This is a genomic window from Methylocaldum sp. RMAD-M (assembly GCF_017832375.1).
Lineage (GTDB): Bacteria > Pseudomonadota > Gammaproteobacteria > Methylococcales > Methylococcaceae > Methylocaldum.
Map to the genome: position 1 here is coordinate 1 of NZ_JAFIBZ010000025.1, position 20007 is coordinate 20007.

Below are 20007 nucleotides of genomic sequence, written 5' to 3' on the forward strand. Positions count from 1 at the left end.
CTTCGCACTGCGCTTCACTGCCGTATTGCGTCAGAAACTCGGCCAACGACAAACCCTTTTGAAATTGCACCCGGTTCATAGGCATGGGACACCCCTCTTGTGATAGATGCCCATAGTCTAAGGACCCTAGCGGCTCACTATGTGAGCCTGTACTGAACTTCGTCGCTAATCAGGAAGTTTTTTGAGGTCGCGCGGCCAATCCGGCGGCGCGGCAGCGGGTGGTCGATCGGGTTCAACGTGAGTGCCTGGCCGGAGTTCGGGAACCGTGCGACTGGGCAGATTTTGAGGACGGGGCGGCCGGTGTGCATTCGTTACCGTGGCCTTGAGAGTTCGGCGCATCCGCCCGCAGCGCCTCTAAGTCAGCTTTCTTCCTGAGTAGTAGCCGTCTTTCTTTCCCCAAAATGCGTGCATTCGAAGGCGTCCAGCCGGATCCTTCACGCAACTCCCTTCCCGCCTTGAAAGTCTCCTTAATCAGGCAAGCGCCGCATGGAAACATTTCCGAGTGGTGACGAATCGTGGCCTTCATAACTGTTCCTAGATGACCCGTTACCTCAGGCCTATGCCCAGTTCGGCCAAGGCGTGGCTGGGTAGGGGATGTGAATGGCGATGGCAAACCCGATGTTCTGATAGGGGCGTCCGCGCAAGACGTGGGCGTCATAGACCATATCCGCGGCAACGATACGGTCAACGGCGGCCCTCACGCCGACCGTGATGTCTGTGCAGCCGATCAGGGCGATACCGTTCTCAACTGTAATCCGTAATGTAGGCCAAGCATTTTTTGGCTGAGAGACAGTGGTAGCCGGAATCGTGAGCTCGGGTGCCGCTGGCCGCCATCCGTTCGCCTTGCGGGATTATCGCTGCCGCTTGGGTCGATGTTTGCCGCCGCAGTGGAAAGTTACATAGTGCCGAATCACCAGATCGTCGCCGGACGAGTGAAAAGGCTTTTCCCTAATTCCAAGCAAAGACGGGCTGAGCTTGTGGCTTTCCATCCAAATCGAAGGGATTGGGAAGATGCTGGAAGTACCGGATGGTCGATTTCTGAATCATTTCAAAATTCTGGATAGAACGCTTACGACTGCCATCGTCCGACTCGCAACCGTAAAGACGTACGTTGCTAACGGAGGGCGCTGGCGTTCATTGCTCCACCGACGTCCTGTAGTTCAAAGCGTTCGTTTCCGGCCGCGCTTCATTTCATCCAGCAGCCGCTCGTTGACGCTTCGCGCGTGCTCGATATTCCAGATTCGGATTGCTTCGTCGAGATCGACTTTACCTTCGTCGACCATTTTGCAGAGCCCGATTCGTAGGGCATAAAGCTTGATGATCAGCGGATCTTCCGGGGTGTCGGCGAGGTGCTTTTCCCATTCGGCCGTTTTTTGCGGATCTTTGCAGTAATTGACCGGACGCTCTTCGGCATGGAGGCAGAGCGGTAGGGTGAATGTCAAAAACAAGGGCCAGTATTTCATGAGGTTTTCTCCACGGGTATCTGGGGTTGTCCGCTATTTGGCCCATCTCGGTGAGAATCAGTAAGAATGGGGGAAAGCGACAGAGTACCGTAAACGGAAGACATCATAAGGGCGGTCTGTCGTTATCGTAATATTCCGGGAGTCGATAACCGGCATCCGGAAGGCAACGGAGTGTTGCCTGCTTATTTCCGCCTTGAATTGTGAACCCGCGGGACCCATACAGAATTGGCGCGGGAGACACTTGCATGCCACTCCGCAATTCTTGCGTCGAACGGCGGATTGGGGTGGCGAATGCACAGTCGACAATATCGTTTAAAACGTTTACGCGCAGTTTCTGACTCGGTGACCTAAATGCAGATCTCTAATAGGTGGAAAGCGACGAAGGAGGAATGGGCGATTCTTTCCTACTACCAGCGTTTCGAGAGTTTGGTTGCGTTTGTCCTGACGATCGTGATCGGATTGACCATTCTGGTAGCGCTGTATCAGCTTACGACCGATGTCGTACTGGGCCTGGTGCGTGGCGTGCTGGATCCGTTCGATCATGACGTGTTTCAAAAAATCTTCGGCGAAATCATGACACTTTTGATTGCGCTGGAGTTCAATCACACCCTTCAATACGTGGTCAGAAGGGAGCAGAGCATCGTTCAGACCAAAGTAGTCGTGCTGATTGCCCTTTTGGCCGTAGTTCGCAAGTTCATTATTCTCGAAGTTCAAGACGTGAGTGCCGGTCATCTGCTGGGTTTGGCAGCGATTACCCTGGTTTTGGGTCTGACTTACTGGCTGATCCGAGAGGCAGTATAAGACGGAGAGGAAGTCCGGGATTTTATTCAGTCTTTTTATGGCGGGCTAAGCACCAGGATAGGCCAGTTGGTATCGGTGGGATAACAATGCCAAATGAGCGATTCTTCTTGAAACTTGGCGAACAGCTGTTCCTCTGCGTATACCACGCCGTCCACACATGAAACATAAGCAAACGGTCCGAACCATTCCGATGGTTCGCCAGCGGCATTCTCAAACGAAATTCGCACCGGCTCTTTGCAATCGTATCGCGTAAAGTGTCGGCCTTGAGTTTCCCAAAAATGATTGCGATAGGCTGCCACGATGTTTCCTTGCGGCCCTTGGTGAATGACGTTGCCGCCGACGCGAAACCAAGGCGCCGGTCCGATCTGTTCGGGCCGACCTCCCGCGCCGCTGTCGAATGTCAATCGAATCATAAGCTTTCTTCTATCGAGCTTTCATAATATAGGCATCGGACGTGGGCCAAAGTTTTTGCTGACAATCACGCCTTGAACGTTTCTTTATCATGGAGTATCGACATGGCAGTTGTGCGGTTTTCAGCGTGCTTCGGTTTAGACGCGTAGCGCAGGCCGCTGACGCATGCGGCAAAGTGCTCACCGCTCGAGTGCAGATATAACGCCTGACCGCTGCTGACGACAGCGCATCTCCTCGGCGTCCGCTGCTCTCAATCTGCCCTCTTTGATCAGCCTCGCAGCATCGCCTTGGAGTTTCGGGCCTGCTTTATTGCGCTCCTCGATTTCTGCTATTTTATGAAATGCGAGCTTCATTTTTTCAGCCTAATTGATGCCGGACAGGCGTGATCTTCGATGAACTCCACTCACTTGGAGTGATCTCATAAATTGACTGTGAAACCAATTAGGGATTACCCATATGAAACCAGGTGCCATAGTTAATGCTACATTCAATAACTGTCATTGTATTGCCAGAATTACTGGTGTTGGCAAAAAGTATGGAGAACCCTTCTTTCATATTATATTAATCTCGCCATGTGTCATGGATACCGGAACTATACCGGCAGGAACCAGAACCTGGGTATGGCCAGAGATGGTTACGCTCGGAGTAAATGATGCCAATTAGGTTTTATCTTTTCCGGTTATAAACAAAGTGGCGATGGGCAAAGCAGCTGCAGATCAGACAAACGGGTTGGCGGTAGCATTGTCCATCGCCGGCAGTATCCAGACTTTTGATGTTCAAGAGACGTGTCGAATGCGTCACAACGCGCGACAAATCGCGCCACCCGCTGTACTCGGTTGGTCATTCGGGCGCTATGTGTTAGGGTGCGATCCATTCTTCTCAATATTCCGTTGCATACTCCATGACTGACGAGTCATCCGAAACGGCACCCGTTCGACTGCGTTGGGAGAAGGAATCCCGGTATTATGAGATTCATCTACAACTGGACCTGTGGGGCGATTGGGTACTGACCCGAATCTGGGGGCGTCGTGGGTCGCCCATGGGCCAGATGAAACATATGCCGTGCCCGTCATACGACGATGCGGTCGCGAAGTTGTCGAACGTCCGCAATCAGCGTAAGCGGCGAGGATATGAGCCGGTGTTGGTATGACTCGTTTCAACCCGCGCGAATCGATATTGCTTGAGTGGCTCATCCTTCTTTTCCGTATCCTGAAACCTTTATTAGAACCGAGAGCTTTCATGTCCGATTTCAAGAAATACCATTGTTTGGAATGCGAACACATCTATGATGAAGCACAAGGCGATCCTGACAGTGGTATTGCGCCGGGCACTCGTTGGGAAGACATTCCCGACGATTGGGAATGTCCGATATGCGGAGCGCCGAAAAGCTTTTTCAAATTGATGGAGTGATCTTCCGTAAACGATTCGCGAGATTCTGCCGATCGGTTCGAGGGGAAGGCTGGCTTCTTGATCGAAGCTGGTATAAAAGAAAGAGCCGATCCGCTACAAGAAGACCCGCAACGGGATTACTCTTTATAGATCATGGTCGTTCTGTCGCGAGCCTTGATCTACCATTTAGATTCAAACTTTCAATTCGAGCTTGATATTTTCTGGTCAAACGCGAAGGCATAGCATGCTAAGACTACGCCAGGCAACGACAGAAGGCCCGCAATACCAGGTATAGGCTTCACGAATATACTAAGCGCTATACTCCCACGGTCCGATGTAATTTCCCAGTTTATCGGGAGCCAGGGGATTATTGGAAGGCAAATATTGTTCCGGCAGTTAATTGGAATCCTGTTTTGTGCGGCTTTCCGATTTTCCAAGGGTAGCCTGTGTAGGATGGGCTGAGCGAAGTGACAAATCGGCAGGATCGCCGATTTGCACGGCAGCGCCGCCCGCAGGGGGGCCGCGCAGGGATGGCGTGGCATGAGCCCCATCGATCGCGAACGATGCCTGTCCTGAGCTCAGTCGAAGGGCCTGTCCTGAGCCCGGTCGAAGGGGGCTTCCCGATGATCAGTACATCCTACGGACTGCATTTGTCGAAAATCGCGCTTTGTGCCGAAGCAATTACTCGGCACCGATATGAGAACTGCCGGGACTGAGTGAGCCGCGACAGCGGGGCTCAATAACAGGGACATTCCAAGCCAAACCGGATGATTTGCGCGAAATCCCATGCTTTTAGACTCGCTCCGCCCACCAAGGCGCCGTCTACCCCTGCAATACTCATGATCTCGGCGATATTGTCGGGTTTCACGTTTCCGCCATACAGAATTCTGATCGTCGATGCGATTTGCTCGCCGTACAGGTCCATGATCAAATTCCTGATAAAGTCGTGCACTTCGCTGATCTGTTCCAGTTTTGCGGGTTTTGCGCCCTCTCCGACGGCCCAGACGGGTTCGTAGGCAATCACGACTTCGCTCGCGGTCCTCGGCGAGACGACCTCAAACGCCAGCCTTAACTGCCGATCCAGCAGATTGAAGGTCTCATGGGTTTCTCTGGCTTCCTTGTTTTCGCCGACGCAGAGAATCACCTGAAGTCCGTGGGCCAAGGAAGCCTGAACCTTTTTCTGTATGACTTCGTCGCTTTCGCCGGCCCGCTCGATCAGCTCTTCTTCCAGAAACCGCTGTATTCCCGTCAAAACGTCTTGGTTTGCTTCCGAAGCCAAGTGTTCGAGGGCCGCGAGAATTTGCCGGTCGCCGTCGTCCTTGGTCCTGAGCAGCTCCAATTCCTGCAAGAGAAAACTTTTGGACAACCGTTTTGCGATACTGGGTCCGAATCCGAAATATTTGCCGAGATTGGTCCGGCGATCCGAATGTCCGATGATGACGCGGTCGACGCCGATCGACGCGAGCATTTCGGCTGAGATCTCTCCGGTAAATGCGCCTTTGGATTCGAAGAACGTGTCCTGTGCCAGCAGGAAGACGTTCCGCCCAAGACCGTATTCCGTCCGGAGAAAATCCGGCTTGATGTAATCGGCTAGCGTAGAGAGTCCGGTGAAGGGAGGAGCTAAGCCGATATCGACGTCTTTTACGCCTTTGCAAAGATCGAAGATTCTCGCGGCGAGCGCGACGCCGGACCGTGGGATCACGTTCATTTTCCAATTGCCGGCCAGGAACGGCCGGATCGCTCCGGGATCGCCGATCTCCGCCTCGATCTTCTGCCATTGATTTGCCGTTCTTTGGCGATAATAGTTCCGATATACGCTTGCCGTTTTCATGATTTGTTTTTCCTTCTGATCCGGTGTCGCGGTCTCATCCGCCATCCGCGTGATGGGGCGCCGCCGTTCGATTTATCATGGGGACTGTGCGCGCATAATACAACTCGACCTTATTGTAGCGTCCGGTCGCATACCGATGAGTTGCTCAAGCGTTCGGCGTGCCGAATCGACAGCGCACTCGCATGACTTACTCCACATTTTTTTCCTTGCGTCTCGCTTTTTCGGCTTTTTTCTCGAAGTTATCCACTGTCAAGACTTGACATGCGTATTCTGTGTCAGTCGTCACTTACAAGCAGTCCATAAGTACTTGATTTGAAGTTGGCGCCTTAAAAAAATGCGTAATATCAATGAGATATATCAATAAGTCATAATGGTGCGCCGTCCTGTAAAGAACTTGGTCAGCTTAATGTAAGGGCTTGAACAGCCGATATCGGCAAGCTTTGTCCACGGACTTATCCACAGGGTTGTCCACGGAAATTGTGGATGAGCGGAAGGCAACTGAAGCTCGGGCCGACGCACGAGATTGCTGTGGGGCGAAACGCCTTAGAGAATTTTCCGATTCGGTGTCAGGGAGTCCAATATGTAGGTCGGCAATCCCTTGCCGACTTATCGGCTCGGCAAAGGACTTTGTGGGAAGGGGCGTCCTGGCGCTCCCAGGACGACCGTTTGCGATTGGAAGGGTCGCGACTAAAGCGACCGTTTGCGATTGGGAAGGGATTGCCGACCGACGTTCTTCCCGCCCGACACGAATCCGTACACCGGGATGAAAAACGCTCTAATCGATACACATGCGGGTTGGGGTCCCCGGCACTGTTGCCGCGATGGTCCGGACGATGGAATTGACCCTGCCGATAACTTCAAAATCCGTGAGTTTAGATCTGCCGGGATAGGTTCGGCATGGCACTAAAGTGATTGGCAACGAGCGTTTTGAGGCTCTGCGGCGGACCTCTCTCTATCGATCGATCGAGGATTACGTTGAGAGCGGGAGATTGCCATTAAGAATCACTGTCTCAATGGTATTGGGCACGATCCGATTGGAGACAACGGCCTCATGAACTCACCCGCAACTCATCAAGCCCGGATCGTCAGCGCCGTGCCGGGCCGGCTGCGAATAAAATCTCGCGGTACCTATCGCAACCCGGCATTACTGAATCGAATAAAGGGCGATTTGGAAGCAAAGCGCGAGATTTCCGGAGTGCATGTCAATCCGACCACCGGAAGCATTACGGTCCATTACGATTCCGGCCGCTGCGACAGAGCCGGGATACTCAAGTGGCTTCAGGATATCGATGTCCTCGCGGAAGACCTGATGCGTGCGCGCTCCGCAGTTCCGGCAACTGCGGAACCTTTGACCGTGATTGACGCGATCAATGATTTGAATACACGTTTGAGCCGCTGGACAGGGCTTCCGATCGATCTTCGGACGGTATTGCCGCTGGCGTTTGCCGGAGCCGGGCTCTGGTCCATGGTTCGGAACGGGCTCATGATCGAAAAGTTGCCCGGCTGGCTATTGCTCTGGATGGGGTTCGACCTGTTCGTCAAAACCCGGCCGCACGACCGGGCACGGTCGCCGAGACGTTGAGCGTATTCCGGGCCGAACGCATCCGGGGTAGTCGTCCCGGTCGGCTGCTCGAGGGAAGTCGCGTTGCGGCTGGAAAGCAGACCGCTGCGTACTCGGAACGTCGGCGATCGTCGCGCCGGCGAATCGGAAATCATTTCAATGCCAGCATCCCGCAGAAGTTGTACCAGCGGAAAAAGACGTCGCACGATTTGAAGCCATTCCGCAGCAATAGCTCGCGATTTTCCTCGAGATGGTAGGGAATCAGCACGTTTTCCAATGCTTCCCGCTTTTGGGAAATTTCGAGTTCGCTGTAGCCGTTACGCTTCTTGAACTCGTAATAATGCTTGATAAACAGACGGTTGATGGTCGAGTCCTGACTGAGCACTTTTTCGACCAGAATGAGGCAGCCGCCGTCGTTCAATCCGTGAGCGATGCTCGAAATAACGCGGTCACGGTTGAGCGGACGGACGAATTGCAGCGTCAAGTTCAGGATGACCACAGAGGCGTTCAGAATGGGAACACCGTCGTCCAGGCTCAGGCAGATCAGCTCGTAAGTGTGTGAAATACTGTTTTCTTGCAGCTTTTTCCGCGCCTTTTTCAACATATCGGGCGAGGAGTCCACGCCGATAAAGGCAACTTCTGCCGGAACGACCGGATCGAGCCCGATGAACGTCGTGCCGGTCGAACAGCCCAGGTCGTAAAGATTGGTTCCGGGGACGGCAAAATCTCCCGCGATCTCTCCGATCATGCGTTGAATTTCCGCATAGAAGGGGACCGAGCGATCCAGCATGTCGTCGAAAACCTCGGCGGTATCCTTTCCGAAATCGAAATCCGTCACCATTGGACGCTTTTCTTTGAATAAATCGTCTTTAGTCATCGTATTCAAATGGGCTCTTTCGCTAATCTGCCCGGCGACCGCCGATCCTTTTCAGGGCCGGACCGGCGGCGGATGCGGATCACGAGCAGCACGATCAGGGCGCTCATCCAGGCAGCGGTGAGATAACCGATCATCCCGTCGTAAGACCCGGTCAAAAACGACCAGTATCCGTTCGGAACGCCGTTCGTTGCCGCTTTGGTGGTCTTGATGACGCAGACCCACCCGGCATGTATGCCGATGCAGTAGCCCAAGCCCAAGGGAAAAGCCACCCGAATCCAGGCGAGAAAGACTGCCGCGAGGAATAACGCGAGAAAAGAGGAGGGATCCAGGGTTGGAAGAGTGGCCAGGGCATCCCCTACGATTCGAAAACCTGTAGTCCAGTCGACATCGGCCGCTGCGGGTTTCAAGTCGCTGCGCAAGAAATGGAGTAGGGCGAAATAAAAGGAACTGATGGCGACGGCCGATAGGGTTCCGGCCGCTTTTCGAAGTGCGGCGAACAGAACGCCGCGGAAAATCGTTTCTTCTATGATTGCCACGACCAATCCTATGCCGAGTGCCTTAAGTGCGGTCATTCCGAGGCGATGGGCGTTCGACCAGGCATCCATATCGATCTCGCGAACGTCCAGGGCGATCAACGCCAAGGCATGAAGGGCGAGCATGGCGGCTCCCAACGGAACACCGACCGCGACCTGGCGAGACAGCTCGGACTTGGTTCCCACCCCGATGTCCGGACGGCGCAGGCTGAAGAATTTCGCCGCCGGAATGATGCTGAGAAGGAGAAGCAAATGACCGCTGCGGTTTACCAGGGTATGAAACCCGATGGCACCATCCGTGATCCAAAAGATCGGGTAGGCGAAAAACGCGGCGAGCGAGGCGCAAAGAAGTATGACCAACAAAGGTGCCAGCACCGCTGAACTAACGATTCTTAGGGAAAGCATGACAAAGGATTTGAAACATTGATGCGCTAAAGCCGATGGCGCGTTAAATGGTCGAAAGTCTATCTCATATGGCGCATGGTGGGTAAAACGGCACCGTTCGGTGGGAAGCCGAGCGTTTCCGAACCCCCTGCTGGGTACAAATGCACGAGCCTGCGAGGCGGCGCTCCTTATGTCGCATCGGGCTTGAGCGACGATTCACCAAAGCAGTATTAATCGCGCCGTCTCCACCTCCGGTGCGGGCGGCCTCGATCGATATCTCTGTGCCTGCACAAGGGTGCCTTTAGGAATGGACATGCAAGAAACGGATTTTACGCGGCGTAGGCTATGTCTTGGTCTGATTCACCGACGTTCATGTTGGTTGCCTACCGCTCACGGTTGGATGGTTCTTTTTCTCGTTTCCTTGAGTTCCGCCGCTTTCATCGTTGGTAGGATCCATCCTTTTTTATCGATCAGCGACCCGATTTCCGGGGGCGGCCTTGTGGCAGAGGGATGGATGCCGGATTACGCGATGGAGCAAGTGATTGCCGAATTCGAACGCGGTCGATACACCCGGCTCTACGTCACCGGCGGCCCTATCGAGAGAGGACGGTTGCTCCAGAAATACGGAACGTCCGCCGAGGCCGGCGCCGCCATGTTGGTCGAACTGGGGCTGGATGCGGATGTAGTCCAGCCGGTTCCGGCGCCGCGGAGCAGGACGGATCGGACGTACATATCCGCTATCGCTCTACGAAACTGGTTTGCTCGGAACGGGATTGAGGAACGCTCGCTGACCGTTGTGTCGCTCGGGGTTCACGCCCGCCGAAGCCGCCTGTTGTTCCAGACGGCTATCGGGCGGTCTATCCCCGTTGGTGTCATCGCCGTCGAGGATGAAAGTCACGACCCGATGCGCTGGTGGCGGTCCAGCGAGGGATTTCGAACCGTAACGGACGAGGCGATCGCTTATCTTTACACTACCCTGATTTTTTATCCTGGAAGGGAGATCATGGCTCGGTAGTGTGACTTGCCGTCTCTACCCCGATCGCTCGAGGTCTTTCCCGTTATGAAGCCTCGATGTGGCGTTCGCTCGTCGCTCTCCACATTGCAAAAAGACGTTCCGTTGGTCTCTTACGGTTTTAAAGAGGGCGGCTCTTGTTTAGAATCGATCAAAAAAGGAGTGTCATGAATAAACAGGATGTTTTGAGGTACTGCCTAGTCAGTATCGTTTTGGGAGCATGTTGCGGTTGCTCTTGGGTTGGCGCCGCGACGCCGCGAGCAGTTGATGATCCGACCGCTCTGCGCGCCAGAGGATCGAAAACAACTAATCCATCTCCGGCAACTACGCGCTATGTTCGTCCGTTCGGCCCGAACGCGCCCTGGAACCGACCGGTGGACGGGCTGCCGCGCCATCCCCAGTCCGATGCCTTGACCAATCGCCTGTGGCAATATTCGCCGTCGCGGGTCGGCAATTTCAATCTGTCCTTCAGCGGGTATACCTATCCGGTGTACATGGCCGGCACCGCGAAAGGCTCTTACCCAGTCCGAGCGCCATCATGGAACAAACTCAACGGTACCAAGATCCCCTGGAGCCCGGATTGGAAGCCCGCGACCGGCTCCGATAGCCAGGTGATCATCCTCGACCCGGACAGCGGGCGCGAATGGGATTTGTGGCAGGCGAGTTTCGATGGGGCCGCCGTCCATGTTTCGAACGGCAATCTGGTGCCGGGCTCGTATTTGACCAAGGAAGACGGCTTCAAGCCCTCGCGCGGCTGCGGCATTCCCTACCTCGCCATGCTGGTGAGACCGGAGGAGATTGCCCAGGGCAAGATCGAGCATGCGCTGTCGATGCCGAGCCGGAACACCGCGAAGACCTTCGTGGCGCCGGCCACCAAGTCGGACGGCCGAGCTACCGACAATGGACTGCCCATGGGCACCCGGTTTGCGCTGAACATCACCGATGCCGAGATCGACGAGTGGGTGAACGCCCTACCGAGCCAATTGACCGGCCAGACCCGTCGGGCGGCGCGGATCATCGCCGTGGCCCTTAGGGATTACGGCTGGTTCATCTCCGACACGGCCGGCGGCGCGCACTTCCAGTTCGAGGACAACGCCACCGCCAAAGCCAAATGGGAGGCGCTGGGCTTGGGGGAGAAATCGATTGGCTGGAAAAACTACCCTACCGATCTGCTCGATGGCTTGCTGACCAAACAGCGTATCTACGCAATCGTTCCTAGTAACTGATACAAGATGTACCGACCGCAGGCTCGGTTGTGGCTGGTGCTCGGACGAAAGAAAGAGAAGGGGAAGCGACGGCCGAGTGTAACACCTGAGGACACGCTGACTCGTGTAAGTAGCCTTTCTTAGGTAGTTGTTCGAGTTTTATATCAGTGGTTTAACCAGCACAATGCACCTACGTATTCGGGTGCACAGGGATGTTTCAAATGGCCGAAAAAGTGACCGGTCTAGACTCTGATCCAGTCGGTATCTCAGTTTATGCTCAAACTCGTTAAGTTGAGCTTTGCATATTGGTTTTGTTTTTAAGGAGCCTTTAGTGGGCTTCTTAGTTTCGAAATAGGTTGTTTTAGTCGCAACCCTCGCCAGGTAGCTTGATAGGTTAACTCAACGAGTAGGGTTATGCCGGAGTCTGCTGTTGGCAACGACGCTTTGGATTTTTCCCAAGGCAAGGAACGTCGGATAGATGCTGTAACCACCCAACACAGAAACAATAAGAAACACCCGTGGGAGTCAGTAATTTGGTACGACTACATTCGGCTTTGAAGGCAGCCTCGTTGTGGGCTATGAGTTATGCGTCCGGGGTGCACACGCAATATACCCGATTTGCGCTTATCGGGCATGCACGCACGGGTTCAAACCTCTTGTTGGACGTATTCCGGTCCAGCTCTGAGGTCGAGATGTTCCATGAGATATTTAGCTCGGATAACCGGATTATCGGGCAAGGTTTTAATGAAGGTATATCTCGTCTATATAACGAATATGCACGCTGCGTCCGCGCGGTCGGGTGCAAGATTTTTTATAACCACTTGACCAACCAAGAATGGACTGAATTCCAGAAATTGAAGGAATTCAAGATCATCCACTTGATGCGCCGTAATCGCTTGAGGACACTGGTGTCCCTGGCCATCGCATTCAAAACCGATATTTGGCTGCAGAGGAATTTGCGGAAAAAAGTTCCGGTTGACCGAAAGAAAGTCCACCTGGAACCGGGAAATTTAGTTGCGCAAATAATGCAGATCCAAAATTGGGAATCCCAAACACGTGGTCGATTCGCAGACCACGATATGCTCGAAATTTATTATGAAGATTTGGTGGACGACTTCGATAACATAGCCTCGAAGGCAATAAACTTCGTAGGCGCCAAACAATGGAATTCAAATAGGATCGCGTATAGGAAGCAGAATCCGGAGCCGCTCCATCAGCTTATTTCGAACTTCGACGAAGTTAGGGGGGCGTTGAAGAATACGCCATGGGAAAGATACCTTGAATGAGTTTTCCGAACGAGGGAGTGACCATGGATATCGTAAAAATTTCGCAGAAGCTGCTGACTGAAATTGGAGCTCAACTCGATATACATCGCTCGGAGAAAGATATTTTGCCGATTTTAGGTCAAAGGAATTTTAGAGCTAATTCGTCAACAGCTTTTTGAAGGCCATGCTTCGAAATGACCCCATTTTGATTGTTGATTTAGCGAAATACTACGGAGGCGTGGATGTACGCGTTACCGCCTTAGCGCGAATGCTTCACGGCGAACGTCCTTACGCCGTCGCGACTTTGAAGGGCTCGGCATTGCATCATCGCCTGGAAGCCGCTGATTTAGTCTCGTTCCCCGTGCCGTTTTCACGGGGCGATCCGAGAATATTGCTCTATTTGTATCGCCTAATTCGAAAAGGCGGATATAAGGTAGTGGATACTCATAATCCGCAATCCCAGTTTTGGGGGGGATTGGCCGCAACATGGGCAGGTGCAAGAAGTATTTGCACTGTTCACAGTGCGTATGGGCTGGAATACGCCAACACTCTGAAAGGGCGGCTATACGAGCTGGTTTTGCAGTTGAGCTATCGGCTCGGTTTTCACTTTATCGCCGTATCGGAATCGGTACACCAATATCTCGCCGAACTAGGCATTCCATCGACACGAATTTCGCTAATCCACAACGCCATAGAATATACCGAGGAAACATCGGCCGGGCGGGCTGCTCCATTCTTCAAGGAGCTAGGATGGAGTTCCGACGTGTTCGTAGTCACGGTAGTCGGCCGGCTCGAATCCGTAAAAGGTCACAGGTTCTTGTTCGAGGCATTGGCACGCCTGGCGAAGTCCAGGCCTCGGCTACGGTGCCTGGTCGTGGGAGATGGCTATCTGCGCAGCGAATATGAAGAACTGGTAAGGAAGGCGGATCTCGAACAGATTGTCCACTTTGCAGGCTTTCGCAACGATGTCTCCGTCCTCTTAAGCGGCAGCGACGTGTTTTGTTTGCCTTCTCTTTCCGAAGGTCTGCCGTATGCGGTCCTGGAGGCATGCAATCATCGTCTCCCCTTGCTTTTGAGCGGAGTGGGAGGGCTAGCCGAGCTATTCGACCACGGAAAAACCGCGTTTCTTGTTCCGCCAGCGGATGTGGATGCACTGGCGAGAGGAATTTGTTGGCTCATGGATTATCCGGTCGAGGCAAACGGTTTAGGCGAAGCCGCTTTTCACGCCGTGAAGCAGAAGTCCGGTACTAGGCAGATGTACGGGAAGACCTTGGAAATTTATCAATCTGGTTTACCTCTATAGGCACTGAGATATTTCGAGTTAAACCGGTGACTACGAAACGATCGAAATATCACGGGTTTTGCACCATTAACCAATGGAACGGCTAACCGTAAGAACAAGGGCAAGGGATTGCATAATGCGCAGTATTTCGGAAAAGGTAACTATCAAAACGTTCCGAGGGATATCCGGTCTCGAAGAAATCGCAACCGAGTGGGAGTTCATAACGAAGGTTATGGATGGCAAGCGATTTTTTCACCTCGCGGACTGGTACCGTTGTTATCTAAATGCTCTGGAAGACCAGCCCGATACGGTGTTATTCACGGTGGTATATGTAAGCGACAATCCGGAAGCCATTTTCCCACTGAAGATATCATCGCAACGAATATTCGGGCTGAAGATGAGGGTGCTGCAACTCCCGAGCCATCCGCACATGTGCCTCAATGATTTTGTGGTTGCTAAACCCGAACGCGTAAAAACTTACGTGCCTCTCGTTTTAAAACATCTGAAAGAAGTGCCAGGCCTTTCCTGGGACTATATTTATCTCCCGCGTGTCCTTGAAGAATCAGCCGCAGTCACTGCACTAGCTGAACAGTCTAATATCTGGAATGTTCGAAGATCCTGTGGGCAATGCGACTATATAGTTATGCGTCCTTATAATCTAATGTTTCAAGGGTTTTCGAAAACTTTCAGAAATAATATGAGACGAGCAAAAAAGCGTGCCGAAGATTTAGGAAACATAACCTACACGTCTGCATCAAAGCATCCGGAACTCGGCATGGCTTACGAGGCTTTTTTAGATGTTGAAGCCTCTGGTTGGAAAGGTAGAAAAGGATCTGGTACAGCCATAAAACTAGACAAAAAGCTCGAGTCCTTTTATAGGCTGCTAATGGAACACTACTCCCGATCAGGCGGATGCGAAATTCATATTATGTGGCATGATAAAAAGCCTATATCTGTGGAGTTCAGTCTCATTACGGATAGTACCCTTTATACCGTAAAGATCGGTTATGATGAAAACTATTCATTCTGTAGTCCAGGTCATCTGCTTCGCGAATATCTTATGAATTATTATGAGAACAAGGGTGGAATTAGTTTTAATAATTTGATTACGGATGCATCATGGCATAGTGGATGGAAGCCCCAATTTTACAACGTATTTCACTACTATCTATGTAGGCCGACCGTGCGAGGATGGATTGCTTACGTATATCAAAAAGCACTTCTTGAGATTCGCCCGGTATGGTTGGTGTTGAAGCCGAAGTTGAGGAATTTGAATATCATACCCGGGCGATTCGCTCGTGCTTGACTAATAGGCAAAGGAGTCGCAATTCGTTGAGTAAATACGTAGCAAGTGAAACTTCATGTGTCGTATTAGCAAGGTTGTTTAGAGTGGCCGATAGTTCGATGATTTAGGCCATTCATGAACCTTTCGACACTGTCATCAATGCCGTTAGACAAAGACATCAAGGGATTATGATGTTATCAATTTTTTGGTTATGTCTAGGCTTAATTTGTTACGTCTATATCGGATACCCCATCTTAATTACAGCGCTTGCCTCGGTAAGACAACGTCGAATCGACGCAGCGCCGATTCACCCGACAGTCAGCTTGATTGTTTGCGCTTACAATGAAGAGGATATTATAGGCAGGAAAATTGAGAATAGTCTGTCATTGAATTACCCGGCGCATCTGCTCGAGGTGATAGTGGTTAATGATGGGTCGACGGATAGAACGTCATCAATAATCAGTAAATATACCGATAAACCGGATATCACTATTGTTCACTCCCCTGTGCGGGAAGGGAAGGCTGCCGCGATGAATCGGGCCGCCGCTCTAGCCAAGGGTGAAATCCTGATTTTTTCGGACGCACGTGCCATTTATCGTGCCGATAGTCTAAAGCTTCTGGTTCGGAATTTTAATGATCCAGAGGTCGGATGCGTTAATGGCAACAGGCGTTTGCACAAAAACAGATCGCCGATCTTCGGCTCCGAGAAATCGTATTGGGGCTACGAGGCTTACATTAAAACGAAGGAAACTCAATGCGGGTCGACCGTCAGTGTCAGCGGGGCGATGCTCGCCATTCGCGCATCGATATTCGAGCCTATACCGACCAATATGATTCTCGATGATGCCTGCCTCGCCATGCAGACATTGCGGAAAGGATTTCGAGTCATCTACGATCCGGCGGCGCTGTGTTTCCAAAGTTCGGCGATGTCCACGCGCGACGAGGTTTTGCGAAGGCAGCGCATTACAGCCGGACGCTTTCAGATGCTCCTGGATGCTCGGGCATTATGGCCATGGAACGACAAGCTCGCAATTTTCGAATTGGTATCTCATAAGGTCATGCGTCTCTTCCTGCCGTTCTTCAGTGCCGGTGTCTTTCTTTCCAGCGCGGGATTGATGTTTTTACCGGATACTCCCGAAATAGTGATTGCATTATTTTGGGCCCAAATCGCATTTGGTTTCCTGGCCGTTATTGGATGGATCTCGGAAAAGTTCGGTTGGAAGGTAGGGCTGTTGGGGATTTGGTATTACATCGCGAGCGGAAATTTTGCGTCCTTCCGCGGTCTGGTGAGGTATTCGAAAGGTAGGCAGACCGTTCTTTGGGAGAAAGCGCGCCGTACGGAGTGAGGGCAGATTCGTTCTGCGAGCGCTTTCCTTTTCGATGGTGAGTTCGGTCTGCTGATGAAGCGGTTACGACTCCGGCAAGCGGATCGCAGCTTCCAAGGACGTTCGATCAGTGTTGTGGCTGTGGGGCGTGGGGCGCACGGATGCCCTGAGGCCCATCGAGACGGCACGACGATAGTCCGCAGGAAGTCAGGCGCCGACGGATCGTCCATCGAAAGGAGGTGCACAGCCGTCGAGCGGGGTAGGGCGGCCTCGAGACCGCCCATCCGCTGACGACAGCGGGTTTACCCAGCCGAGTGTGTCCACTGTTCCCAAATGCCGGCCACTCCGTTCGAAGGTCTTTATGGGGACGGGATTCGAGCCAGGACCGGCACGCCGAGCTTTTCTTCGACACCTTCCGGTGTGTAAAGCCCGCGTCGCTTCAACTCAGCAAAGTAGGCCACGATGAAGGCAGCCAAAAGCCCAAAAAGCGCACCAACCATTACCTTTAAGAGTCTTGCCGCGTTTAATGGCTTCGGAGATATCGTGGGCTCCTGGAAGACGCGGACATTGGTAACTTTCTTGAGGTCCAGTTCTTCGGAAATCTTGGTTTCCTCGAGTTTGCTCAGATAATCACGATAGAGGCCTTCCTTTACCGCTAGCCGCGTTTCAAGATTAAGCAATTCTCCCTTATGCATATTGATGACCGATAGTTGATCGTTGACCTGCCTCAGGGTCTGCTCGGCATCCTTAATGGTTGTCTGGACGCTCAGCAATTCGGGCTCGAGGTGGGTCGTTTCCAGTTCCAGCGCCCAGTAAGCCTGGTTCGGCTGACGCCGAATCTGCGCCGCTTTTTCCTCTTCGTTCTGGCGCATGAATGCCTTCACGTTATCGATGTCTTGTCGAACTTCACTCACGGTCCTGCTGTTTTCATTGTATCTCCGCAAAAGCTCCTGCTCCTTCAGCTGAAGCTCGAGGAGCCTTTGCTGCGCAAAGTCCACCCCCGTGGACAACGGATCATTCCGCGGAACCCTGTTTTTCAACTTTTGCAGAGCGGCCAATTTATGAGACAGTTCATTAGCCCTCGATTTGGAAAGCCGGAGCGTTTCCTCTACGGCTGACTGTCTTTGCAACAGTAACCGTATCTGTTCGTCGACGTTAATTATCCCGTACTGTTGCTTGAAGTCGCGTAGACTCTGCGTGGCTTCTTGCAGGCCTACGGTGTACTCGGCGAGTTTTTGCTCGAAAAACGGAGCGCGGGACTCTCCGTAAATTCGGACGTGCTTATCGATAAAACTGTTAACGAGCAAGTCGACGACCCGCTTCGCGACAACCGAATCCGGATGGGCAAAATAGACGTGGATGACGCCCGAATTTTTCACGCTTTTGACGGCGAGAGCTTTGTCGAAATTCAATAGCGCCGCATCCATTACGGATTGATCCTGAGGATTTGCGTCTTTAAGTTCAGGGTATAGCGTTTTGATGCCTATCGAAGTGATTACTTTTTGCCGTAAGTCTGTGCTATTCAGAAGCTCCGACTCCGTGTTGAGCAATTCCTCCATTTTGAATTCACGCCTAGAGCTACTATAGGGGCCGCTGAATTCAGGTATGTATTTGTACTCACGACCCAGGTTGAACAACAACGCGGCATGTGCCTCATAAACCGGTTTTTCAAGAATTGCGGTAATTGCTCCAGCCGATAAGGCTACTAAGAAAGCCACCAAAGCCTTGCGTTTATGCCTGATCACCATGGCGACCAAATTAGAATCTCGTATTTGACGATTAGAGAGCATCACTGTTATATCCCTATAGTGAGTTATTGAAAAAGTTAAGTAGAGAGCGAACGCTTACCAGAGTGAGCCATTTCCCACTCGGCTGCTTGCGGTAAAGAAAGGGCAATTCCCATCAGAATCCAAAAATATTTTGGATAAGAGTCGTGCAGAAACAAGCTGCTCACAAGAAAACCGAAAACTCCTATGCTAAAGGCAGTTACCAAAGTTGCATAGTCGTGGCGTCCTGCTTGTTCGAACGTGTATCTTGCCTGCTTCAGGCTCTTGACCATAAACCATAGCAGAGCTCCGAAACTCACCAAACCGATAAGTCCTCGTTCAGCGGCTATCTGAAGATAAAGACTATGTGCGTTTCGATTTTCGCCGCGATTCATAAGGTGTAAGTCCTGGCTATAGCGCTGGAAATTGAAAACATAATTACCGGCTCCAACTCCGAACAACGGGTTATCCGCGAACATACGCAACGCGATTTGCATCTCCGCCTTGCGTCCGTCGACCGAAATGTCTGCGGCGCTGGTTTCGGATGGATCTTTCTCTCCGGAAAACGTGGCGACCATATCGTTTATACGAGTGACATAAGCACTCGGAGCAAGGGCGAGCAGGCAGATTAGTACGGCGAGGCCTGATGTTAACACCTTGGGAGAAACGCGAATGTGCATAAGTGCAAGGCACAGCATTCCGAATATGCCCACAAGTGCGCCGCGAGAGTAGGTGAGACTGATGGCCAGGAGTACCAAAGCGAGCGTAATTGCCGCTAGCGGGCGAAGCAACCGAATGGGTTCGTTTAACAGCCGCTCGATACATAATGGCACTATGGGTAGAAGGATGAGGGCATAGAAATTGGGGTCGGTCAAAGGGCCCGATATCCGATAATCGCCCAATTCCTTTGCGAGCTCATCATATTCGGCATTTGCAAATCCAGCGAACTTGAACCAATAAGCACCAGTAACAAATTGGGCAAAATTCATGGATACTAAGAATAGTGCACCGAATCCTAGTGCCCAAATCAAGAGCCTAAACGAGGCGGCAGTTCGTGATATTAGTATTATGAGAATACAAATCATTCCTTCCCTGATGTTATTGAAGACGAATTCCTGTGCGTCCCGAAAGTAGTCCGAATAGGATAACGACGCCAAGACGAGCAGCATGTATATCAGGACGAGCAGGGCCGGTTTGGCGGCTCCAACGGGTCTATCGCCACCGATGAAGCGAAGCGTGAATGCGGTGAGCAGCGCGGCGCCGTACAACTTAGTCGGCGATGGTGCACCGTGCTCGATGGCGACATCCGAGGCATTCGTATAAATGATGAATGTCAATGCCGCCAAACCCCAGTCGGTACGTGCAAAAGTGAGAACGGCGGCTGGAATTCCGACAAACACGACAATGAACATCAGTGCCAATTGAAGAGCTTCCAGTTGGGAAATCAATACAACCGGCACCAGCGCACTCGTGCCTAGGGCCAAAAGATCCCATTTTTGTGCGGCGATCCGCCGCCCGATCCCTTCAGGTTGGGATAGCCAAGTCCATGGTTTTGCAGACACTCTTTTCTCCTTATGTTCGATCGAAAATTGCACTGTTCTCCCTTAAGGGAACAAT

The 20007-nt window shown here is 52.2% G+C and carries 19 protein-coding genes and 1 pseudogene; 12 read left to right on the forward strand and 8 right to left on the reverse strand.

What is annotated here, in order from left to right; translation table 11 throughout:
- Nucleotides 1-590: 590 nt before the first annotated feature.
- Nucleotides 591-761: pseudogene (locus JOD69_RS18775) on the forward strand (hypothetical protein); the annotation flags it as partial.
- 399 nt (nucleotides 762-1160) lie between these two features.
- Here the strand turns inward: JOD69_RS18775 and JOD69_RS18780 are convergent.
- Complete coding sequence (locus JOD69_RS18780) at nucleotides 1161-1463, reverse strand: hypothetical protein (protein ID WP_077732087.1); 303 nt, start codon at nucleotides 1461-1463, stop codon at nucleotides 1161-1163.
- 351 nt (nucleotides 1464-1814) lie between these two features.
- On the opposite strand from JOD69_RS18780, the gene JOD69_RS18785 reads away from it, so the two are divergent.
- Entirely contained in the window at nucleotides 1815-2264 is a 450-nt protein-coding gene (locus tag JOD69_RS18785; RefSeq protein ID WP_077732088.1) for a phosphate-starvation-inducible PsiE family protein, read from the forward strand.
- 35 nt (nucleotides 2265-2299) lie between these two features.
- On the opposite strand, the gene JOD69_RS18790 is transcribed toward JOD69_RS18785, so the two are convergent.
- Together JOD69_RS18790 and JOD69_RS18795 are read right to left on the reverse strand one after the other, a co-directional pair.
- Nucleotides 2300-2677, reverse strand: a complete 378-nt coding sequence (locus JOD69_RS18790; protein WP_077732089.1) for a hypothetical protein — start codon at nucleotides 2675-2677, stop codon at nucleotides 2300-2302.
- Between the two features lie 177 nt (nucleotides 2678-2854).
- Nucleotides 2855-3028: a hypothetical protein gene (locus JOD69_RS18795; protein WP_210024155.1), complete on the reverse strand. Its 174-nt coding sequence runs from the start codon at nucleotides 3026-3028 to the stop codon at nucleotides 2855-2857.
- 548 nt (nucleotides 3029-3576) lie between these two features.
- Here JOD69_RS18795 and JOD69_RS18800 point away from each other — a divergent pair.
- Nucleotides 3577-3825 carry a WGR domain-containing protein gene (locus JOD69_RS18800; protein ID WP_077732090.1) on the forward strand — a complete coding sequence of 83 codons (249 nt, stop codon included), beginning with the start codon at nucleotides 3577-3579 and terminating at the stop codon, nucleotides 3823-3825.
- An 89-nt stretch (nucleotides 3826-3914) separates the two neighbouring features.
- Entirely contained in the window at nucleotides 3915-4085 is a 171-nt protein-coding gene (locus tag JOD69_RS18805) for a rubredoxin (protein WP_077732138.1), read from the forward strand.
- Between the two features lie 715 nt (nucleotides 4086-4800).
- Here the strand turns inward: JOD69_RS18805 and JOD69_RS18810 are convergent.
- Complete coding sequence (locus JOD69_RS18810; protein ID WP_168175508.1) at nucleotides 4801-5895, reverse strand: triose-phosphate isomerase; 1095 nt, start codon at nucleotides 5893-5895, stop codon at nucleotides 4801-4803.
- Between the two features lie 1051 nt (nucleotides 5896-6946).
- On the opposite strand from JOD69_RS18810, the gene JOD69_RS18815 reads away from it, so the two are divergent.
- Nucleotides 6947-7477, forward strand: a complete 531-nt coding sequence (locus JOD69_RS18815; protein ID WP_210024156.1) for an HMA2 domain-containing protein — start codon at nucleotides 6947-6949, stop codon at nucleotides 7475-7477.
- A 130-nt stretch (nucleotides 7478-7607) separates the two neighbouring features.
- Here JOD69_RS18815 and cmoA read toward each other — a convergent pair whose 3' ends face one another.
- Together cmoA and JOD69_RS18825 are read right to left on the reverse strand one after the other, a co-directional pair.
- A complete protein-coding gene (gene cmoA, locus JOD69_RS18820; protein ID WP_077732139.1) occupies nucleotides 7608-8333 on the reverse strand; it encodes a carboxy-S-adenosyl-L-methionine synthase CmoA in 726 nt (241 codons plus the stop codon).
- Nucleotides 8334-8338: 5 nt separating this feature from the next.
- Nucleotides 8339-9271 carry a CPBP family intramembrane glutamic endopeptidase gene (locus tag JOD69_RS18825; protein ID WP_077732093.1) on the reverse strand — a complete coding sequence of 311 codons (933 nt, stop codon included), beginning with the start codon at nucleotides 9269-9271 and terminating at the stop codon, nucleotides 8339-8341.
- 493 nt (nucleotides 9272-9764) lie between these two features.
- On the opposite strand from JOD69_RS18825, the gene JOD69_RS18830 reads away from it, so the two are divergent.
- The 7 genes from JOD69_RS18830 to JOD69_RS18855 all read left to right on the forward strand — a co-directional run bounded on the left by JOD69_RS18830 (nucleotide 9765) and on the right by JOD69_RS18855 (nucleotide 16645).
- Entirely contained in the window at nucleotides 9765-10265 is a 501-nt protein-coding gene (locus tag JOD69_RS18830) for an ElyC/SanA/YdcF family protein (RefSeq protein WP_166642435.1), read from the forward strand.
- A 164-nt stretch (nucleotides 10266-10429) separates the two neighbouring features.
- Nucleotides 10430-11488, forward strand: a complete 1059-nt coding sequence (locus JOD69_RS18835) for a hypothetical protein (RefSeq protein WP_210024157.1) — start codon at nucleotides 10430-10432, stop codon at nucleotides 11486-11488.
- Nucleotides 11489-12159: 671 nt separating this feature from the next.
- Nucleotides 12160-12753: a hypothetical protein gene (locus tag JOD69_RS18840; protein ID WP_168175510.1), complete on the forward strand. Its 594-nt coding sequence runs from the start codon at nucleotides 12160-12162 to the stop codon at nucleotides 12751-12753.
- Nucleotides 12754-12776: 23 nt separating this feature from the next.
- Nucleotides 12777-12911, forward strand: coding sequence for a hypothetical protein (locus JOD69_RS25140; RefSeq protein ID WP_276205414.1), 135 nt, complete (start codon nucleotides 12777-12779; stop codon nucleotides 12909-12911).
- Between the two features lie 26 nt (nucleotides 12912-12937).
- Nucleotides 12938-14035, forward strand: a complete 1098-nt coding sequence (locus JOD69_RS18845) for a glycosyltransferase (RefSeq protein ID WP_168183786.1) — start codon at nucleotides 12938-12940, stop codon at nucleotides 14033-14035.
- A 115-nt stretch (nucleotides 14036-14150) separates the two neighbouring features.
- On the forward strand, nucleotides 14151-15320 hold the full coding sequence (locus JOD69_RS18850) for a GNAT family N-acetyltransferase (protein ID WP_077732098.1): 1170 nt from the start codon (nucleotides 14151-14153) through the stop codon (nucleotides 15318-15320).
- A 170-nt stretch (nucleotides 15321-15490) separates the two neighbouring features.
- Complete coding sequence (locus JOD69_RS18855) at nucleotides 15491-16645, forward strand: glycosyltransferase family 2 protein (RefSeq protein WP_210024158.1); 1155 nt, start codon at nucleotides 15491-15493, stop codon at nucleotides 16643-16645.
- Nucleotides 16646-16983: 338 nt separating this feature from the next.
- Here JOD69_RS18855 and JOD69_RS18860 read toward each other — a convergent pair whose 3' ends face one another.
- Together JOD69_RS18860 and JOD69_RS25290 are read right to left on the reverse strand one after the other, a co-directional pair.
- Nucleotides 16984-18414, reverse strand: coding sequence for a Wzz/FepE/Etk N-terminal domain-containing protein (locus JOD69_RS18860; protein WP_077732100.1), 1431 nt, complete (start codon nucleotides 18412-18414; stop codon nucleotides 16984-16986).
- A 35-nt stretch (nucleotides 18415-18449) separates the two neighbouring features.
- Nucleotides 18450-19952, reverse strand: coding sequence for an O-antigen ligase family protein (locus JOD69_RS25290; protein WP_139841052.1), 1503 nt, complete (start codon nucleotides 19950-19952; stop codon nucleotides 18450-18452).
- Nucleotides 19953-20007: the final 55 nt, after the last annotated feature.